The 6,179-nt window shown below is 51.9% G+C and carries 7 protein-coding genes; 2 read left to right on the top strand and 5 right to left on the bottom strand.

Going from position 1 to position 6,179, the window contains the following annotated elements; translation table 11 throughout:
- Window positions 1-210: 210 nt before the first annotated feature.
- Window positions 211-675, top strand: coding sequence for a YdeI/OmpD-associated family protein (locus E2980_RS19870; protein ID WP_167747193.1), 465 nt, complete (start codon window positions 211-213; stop codon window positions 673-675).
- Between the two features lie 130 nt (window positions 676-805).
- Window positions 806-1,111 carry a hypothetical protein gene (locus tag E2980_RS19865; protein WP_135153969.1) on the top strand — a complete coding sequence of 102 codons (306 nt, stop codon included), beginning with the start codon at window positions 806-808 and terminating at the stop codon, window positions 1,109-1,111.
- A 55-nt stretch (window positions 1,112-1,166) separates the two neighbouring features.
- Here E2980_RS19865 and E2980_RS19860 read toward each other — a convergent pair whose 3' ends face one another.
- From E2980_RS19860 to E2980_RS19840, 5 genes are all read right to left on the bottom strand, one after another.
- Window positions 1,167-2,159 (bottom strand): lipoate--protein ligase, encoded by a 993-nt coding sequence (locus E2980_RS19860; protein ID WP_135153968.1) that lies wholly within the window; start codon window positions 2,157-2,159, stop codon window positions 1,167-1,169.
- A gap of 69 nt (window positions 2,160-2,228) precedes the next feature.
- The gene (locus E2980_RS19855; protein ID WP_240703112.1) at window positions 2,229-3,596 is read right to left on the bottom strand and encodes an MATE family efflux transporter; all 1,368 of its coding nucleotides are present in this window, start codon (window positions 3,594-3,596) and stop codon (window positions 2,229-2,231) included.
- A gap of 24 nt (window positions 3,597-3,620) precedes the next feature.
- Complete coding sequence (locus E2980_RS19850; RefSeq protein WP_135153966.1) at window positions 3,621-4,445, bottom strand: sugar phosphate isomerase/epimerase family protein; 825 nt, start codon at window positions 4,443-4,445, stop codon at window positions 3,621-3,623.
- Window positions 4,446-4,464: 19 nt separating this feature from the next.
- Window positions 4,465-5,382 (bottom strand): helix-turn-helix domain-containing protein, encoded by a 918-nt coding sequence (locus E2980_RS19845; RefSeq protein ID WP_135153965.1) that lies wholly within the window; start codon window positions 5,380-5,382, stop codon window positions 4,465-4,467.
- Between the two features lie 13 nt (window positions 5,383-5,395).
- Window positions 5,396-6,166, bottom strand: coding sequence for a sugar phosphate isomerase/epimerase family protein (locus tag E2980_RS19840; RefSeq protein ID WP_135153964.1), 771 nt, complete (start codon window positions 6,164-6,166; stop codon window positions 5,396-5,398).
- Window positions 6,167-6,179 lie beyond the last annotated feature (13 nt).

Below are 6,179 nucleotides of genomic sequence, written 5' to 3'. Positions count from 1 at the left end.
ACACTTTTTCATCTACTTGTCAAGTCCTGTTTTCATTTTTTCATGCAAAAAAAAGAGCGGGCTATCTTTTAGATAACCTGCTCTTGTTCTTAATTTTGGCCCTGCGCCTTAACTTAATGACATTGCCTCTAGGGGTCGGCTTTTATTTCAATTTGAAGTATGATAAGGGTAAGGATTCGTCGAACATGAATTTAGATGGAGGGCTTCCTCGTGAACGAATTCAATGCCAAGCTGATCAGGCCGAATGGAACGGGGACGTGGACGTACGTGAACGTTCCTTTTCAAGTGAAAGAGGTATATGGAAGCAAGGGACAAGTCAAGGTCAAGGGGACCCTGAACGGCATTGCCTATCGAGGTTCTCTCATGCCCCATGGCGACGGAACCCACTATATGGTCGTAAATCAAACTCTGCGAGAAGCTGCAAACGCGATAATGGGAACCATCGTTGAAGTTGTGATGGAGCGAGACACGGAAGAGCGCGTGATCCGTATTCCGGAGGATTTTCTAACTAGCTTGGAAGAAAACGCGGAAGCGTCGGCCTTTTTCCGGAATCTCGCCTATTCCTATCAGAAGGAGTATGTCGTTTGGATTGAGGCGGCGAAGAAACCGGAAACAAGACAAGCTCGGATCGCTAAATCTATAGAGAATCTGAACGAGGGCAAGAAACTAAAATAATGTCGAACAAGAAGGGCAATTAGCCAACAAATGGAGTGGGGGTAAAGGTGTACTAATTAGTCGAAGATGAGTATGATAGATAGGATGAGTAGTCAGGGGCCTATGGTTGGAAAAGAAAAGGGGAACAAAATTGAACGTGAAATTGAATTTTACCGCCAAAGGGAAAATAGCGATCGCGAACTTCTCGAACGATGAATTAATCGAATTGTTTACGAGGTACTCGAATACGTTATCCAAGAATCATTCGATCGATATCTCGATTCCCAATGAAGCGAATCGGAATATCGTTGGCGACGGCTTCATTAAGCTTGCCCTGTCAAACGTGGAATGCGATATCGATGTCTTCTTCCGGGAACTGGGGAGAGATATTAAGGTTCCTCTAAAGAAAAGGCTCGGAGTAGCGATAGACAACGTGTTTAAGTTAGAACGGGTATAGCCCAGCCATTGAAAACCTCAAGCATGAAGCCATGCTTGAGGTTTTTAAGTACAAATTAAAGCATCAAGTCCAACCATTGTTCCTTCGTCACGGGGCCGCAGTAGAAAGGCAGATCTATGCCGTCAAGAAGCTGGCTTAGCGCTCCGGCTTCGTAACGCGTCCCTACGAACTTGGATGCCAACTCCGCGCTGTCGCCCTTGCCGAAGAAATCTCCGTATATCGTTGCCTCCGCGATAATGCCTTTTTCTACTTGAAGGCGAATATCGAACGTTCCCGCACCCTCGATTCGCTTCGTCTGGCGTACATTAAAAGCCGGCGAACGTCCGTAATTCCATTCCCAGCTTCGGTAACGTTCGTCCGCAAGCTTGCGTACGTTGGCCCAGTCCTTCTCGGTCAACTCATAGTAAGGAATCTCGGGTTCGCCTTCGAATAAGGAAGTCAGCAGGCTTTGCTTGAATTGCTCGATGGTCATCGGCTCAGCAAGGAATTCCGAGATATTGGCAACCCTGCTTCGGATCGACTTCGTCGATTTGGAGGCGTATTTCTCGACATTCGCTTTCAGCGCGGAGACGACATGGTCGATTTCCGAATCGAATAACAAGGTGCCATGGCTGAACATTCTGCCTCTGGTGGAGAATTGCGCGTTTCCGGATATTTTGCGTTCGCCCACCTGCAGATCGTTGCGACCGGTCAGTTCCGCATCCACCCCTAGCTTGCGAAGCGCGCGAACGACAGGCTCGGTAAACTTCTTGAAATTATGGAAGGATTGGCCGTCGTCCCTCATTATGAAGCTGAAATTCAAGTTTCCGAGATCGTGGTAGACGGCGCCGCCCCCCGAAAGCCTGCGGACGACGTGAATGTTATTCTGTTGCACGTATTCGGCGTTGATCTCCTCGACTGTGTTCTGGTTTTTGCCGATGATGATCGAAGGTTCGTTAATATAGAACAGCAGATAATCGTCGCTGTCGGGCAAGGAACGCAAAATGTATTCTTCTAACGCAAGGTTCAACGACGGGTCATGATTATTGTTATTGCTGATGAAGCGCATGGGATGATCTCCTCCGATATGAGGTTTAACCTGCGAGCGTAAAAGCGTAAGAGGTGGCACGTTCTTATCTTACATCGCAGCCTCGCGCTTGTCACTTCGCTGGACGAGGGACTTGCTCTCCCACGCTCTACTCCTCCAGCGAACGAACAGAATGAGGCCCCTTAACCATTCGTCGACTATGAACGCCGACCACATTCCGACAAGACCGTATCCCATATGGATTCCGAGGAAATAGGTGAGCGGCAGGCTGAACAGCCAAGTGATAGCTACGGATACGATCATCGGAAATCGGGCGTCTCCCGCTGCTTGAAGCGACTTTTCCAGAATGATGTTGAAATTACGGCCAGGCTCTAGCAAGAAACTAAGCAATAGCAAGGCAGCGCCAAGAGAGATGATCGTAGGGTCATTCGTAAATAGTTCGAGCAGCGGAACTCGGACGAGAACGAGGATACATACTCCGGCAAGCGTAATCAGCAAGCTTCTGCGGAGATTAACGAACACTTCCCGGTACGCGAGCTCTTTCTCGCCGGCGCCGATTCGTCTGCCAACGATGATCTGAACGCCCCGGCCTAGCGACGCCGCAAGGATCATAACGATGAACATGATGTTCTGCGTATACACCTTCGTCGTCATCATCTGGGCTCCGAGCGTCGCGATGAACGCCAAAATGACGAACTGGCTAGCGGAGTAGGACAAGGTCACGGCAGATGAAGGAATGCCGATTCTAAGTACCTTTCTCACCAGATCCTTCTGCCAACGCACGAAATAACGCCATAAGATCGGCACTCCGGACACTTTGCGCAGCAGGATGAAATTGATGATAAGGCCGATACATTGGCTGACCGCCGTAGATATAGCCACTCCGGTCACTCCGAGCTTCGGAAATCCGAATAGCCCGTAAATGAACATGCAATTGCCGATGATGTTGAGGACGTTCATGCCGATCGTGACCATCATCGTTTGGCGCGTATAGCCATAGGATTGGATGATGGCCGCGAGCGCTGTCAGAATCGCCTGAATGAACAAAGTTCCCCCGGCAATATAAAGATAGCTGCGGGCGAGACGAAAGAGGGAGTCGTCGAGCCCGAAGACGTTAAGCAACGGACCGCTCAGCGATACGACGAGAACGCTAATGACGGCGCCGAATAGAAAATTGACGCTTATCGAAGAAGCCGCAAGCCTTCCTAGTTCGCCAACCTTGCGCGCGCCTAAATATTGCGATACGACGACGGCCGAGCCGATGGCCGCGAAATTGAAAATAAGCATCGCGATTTGGATAATCTGGTTCGCGACGCCGACTGCGGCAACCGCTTCATCGGAGACCCGGCTCAGCATGAACGTGTCCGTGATGCGCATGAACATCTGAAGTCCGGATTCGATGAAGATCGGCCAAGTGATGGCGAATAATGAAATGTCGCGAATCATGCTGTTGCTCACCTTGCGCTCCTTCTCGTCCATCCGTCAGATGGCGTACGCGCTTTTGATTTTGGCTAGTCCGTGAATAGCGACTTCAAGGGCAGATTTCCCCCCGAAATCAGCGACGAAAAGCTCAAGGGACAAGTAGCCTTTATAGCCGCCGGCAGCCAGCAATCTAGCGAATTCAGCCGAAGGAGAGATACCGTCTCCGGGAAAAAGTCGCTCCGCATCCGTAATCGTTTCCCGTGAAGGGGAATGAGGATAATCATTCGCGTGAACGATACCTATTCGATCCCCGCTTAAGTAGGTCAGATCACTCAGAACGCTGCCTCCCGTGTACATATGGAACGGGTCAAGCAAGAGCTTCACATCCGGGACGCGGCTTTGCATCGCGACATAGATAGCTTCGCTCAGGCGGGACAGCTTCTTGGCCCTGCCCCAGAATTCCAGGATAGGAGATACTCCGTGGTTGCGTGATTGCTCGGCCAACTCCGCGTAGCGGCTCGCGATCTCATCCAGAGTCGCGTTCTCCACGTCGCCGAACGGAGGAGCTGCGAAAGCCGGGCAACCGAGCTCGGCGAGCAGCGACAGTTCCTCGGACGTCTGCCGCTTTCCCCGTGCCCGAACGCCTTCGTCGGCATCCGCCCATGGAATGAACGAGATCGCGTTTACGATCTCGATTCCAAGGTCTGCGGCCATGTTCCTGAGATCGGCAATTGATCCGCCTGCCTCCGCATAAGCCTGTAAATCCTTCATCCAAATTTCTATTCCTTCGTAGCCTGCTTTCGCGGCGACCTGGATCTGCTCGCTGATTCCCAGTTGAAAGGGAAACAAAGTGGAAGCGTTAAGCGAAGTGCGGAATGGAAACATACGGGTTAATCCCCTTTCGTTAATGTTCTCCGTAGAAAACCCGGTTGGATGGATAAAGCGACTCCCCGTCGATGACGGGAGCTAAGTCTCCATTCCTCGGGTTGTAATGCTTGGCGCGGTATTCCGTCGCCGTTATGGCTTTCGTCGTCTTGAATACGCGGCAGAAGTAATTCTCGTCCGCGAACCCGACCTCGAACGCGATTTCCTTTATGCTTTTCTGTCCGTAGAGCAGAAGCTGGCATGCCCGATCGATCCGTCGCCGGACGATCATTTCCTTCGGGGAAAGTCCGAGATGGCGGGCGAACGAACGGGAGAGGTGCTCCGGCGTCCATCCCGCTTGCTTAGCGAGTCCTTCCACGGTAAGCGGTGCAGACAAGGACATATCGATGGCGTCCAATACTTTGACCACCTGCGGGGGCAGCCGCTTGGTTTCCTCCAACATCGGTTCGTCGACGACCAGCGAGTGGATTTCCGATAGGAGCGCAAGCAGAAGCAGGCTCCCTCGCTCCTGTAACCGTTCCGGCTTCAAGTGGGCGATTGCCATAATCTGCTTCATCATCGCAACCAGCAAATCCCCTTCATAGGGTATGACGGATGGGCCTTCCGGCAAAAGTACCGGCAATGAAGAAGCGGGAAACGACCGAAGCCAGAAATGAATGAACAGATGTCTTGTCGGATGCTGCATATCGTAGCGGTAGCTGTGTATCTCTCCGGGCCGCGTGATAATGAAACAAGGCTGGCTAAGGGTGAATTCCCGTTCGCCAACCCGATAGATCGTACCTGTCCCTTCCGGAAAATACAGCAGCTCGTAGTCCGGGATATCCCGCTCCCCAAGTCCCGTTCCCGGCTTCTTAACGAAGTCGCCGAGAACGCGGATGGAAGGAAGATTGATCGCCGAACGAATAGAGGTTAAATCGCCCGTAGCGGTATCCGGCATAAGCATTCTCCTCTTATAGCCGATTCGCGGGCTTGCGGATCAAATCCATGCTCGCCAGATTGCGATAGCTGATGGCCAAGCTCTCGAACGGATCGCGACGGCACTGATCCTGTTCCACGACGAGCCACTCGGTTCCGACGTTGGCGGCGGTTTTCGCAATGGCCTTGAAGTCGAGGATGCCCTCGCCGATCTCCGCGAAGAACTGCTCCTCGCCGACTTCCACGTCCTTGATGTGCAAGAGCGGGCAACGATTCTTCAGCTTGCTCAGGTACTCGGAAGGATCTAGTCCTCCCTTACGCACCCAATACGTATCCAGCTCCAGCTTCACAAGCTCGGGATCCGTCTCCCGAAGAATGAGATCAAGCACATACTCTCCTTCGAACTTGGCGAATTCCCAATCGTGATTGTGATAGAGGAAAGTCGTGTTCGCGGCGCGGCATATTTCTCCGATCCGGTTGAATTGCTCCGATTTACGGAGTACGTCCTCCTTTGAATCGAAACGCATCGATATCGTGATGTACTTGCCGCCGACTTGGTGAAGATAATCGGTTAGCCGATCGAAGTCGACGTCCAGGTTATCGAATGAGGCATGCGTTCCGATAACCTGCAAATTAAGGCGATCCAGAAGCTCCTTCTGCTTGGCGATCGTCATTCCTTCCGGCGGCAGGCCGAGCTCGATCCCTTCGAATCCGATGCCGGCGAGCTTTTCAAGGGTACCTGCGTAATCTTGGCTTATGGCGTCCCGAACGGTATAAGGCTGGATAGCGATGGGGAATTGGTTCATTTCACAACACTTC

Source organism: Cohnella luojiensis (assembly GCF_004564235.1).
GTDB lineage: Bacteria > Bacillota > Bacilli > Paenibacillales > Paenibacillaceae > Cohnella > Cohnella luojiensis.
This window is presented reverse-complemented; position numbering and strand designations above follow the sequence as displayed.

What these genes read in the sequence shown, in the direction of transcription:
- E2980_RS19860 (WP_135153968.1), bottom strand. Translation starts at nt 2,159, where the DNA reads ATGCGCTTCATCAGCAATAACAATAATCATGACCCGTCGTTGAACCTT.
- E2980_RS19850 (WP_135153966.1), bottom strand. Translation starts at nt 4,445, where the DNA reads ATGTTTCCATTCCGCACTTCGCTTAACGCTTCCACTTTGTTTCCCTTT.
- E2980_RS19845 (WP_135153965.1), bottom strand. Translation starts at nt 5,382, where the DNA reads ATGCCGGATACCGCTACGGGCGATTTAACCTCTATTCGTTCGGCGATC.
- E2980_RS19840 (WP_135153964.1), bottom strand. Translation starts at nt 6,166, where the DNA reads ATGAACCAATTCCCCATCGCTATCCAGCCTTATACCGTTCGGGACGCC.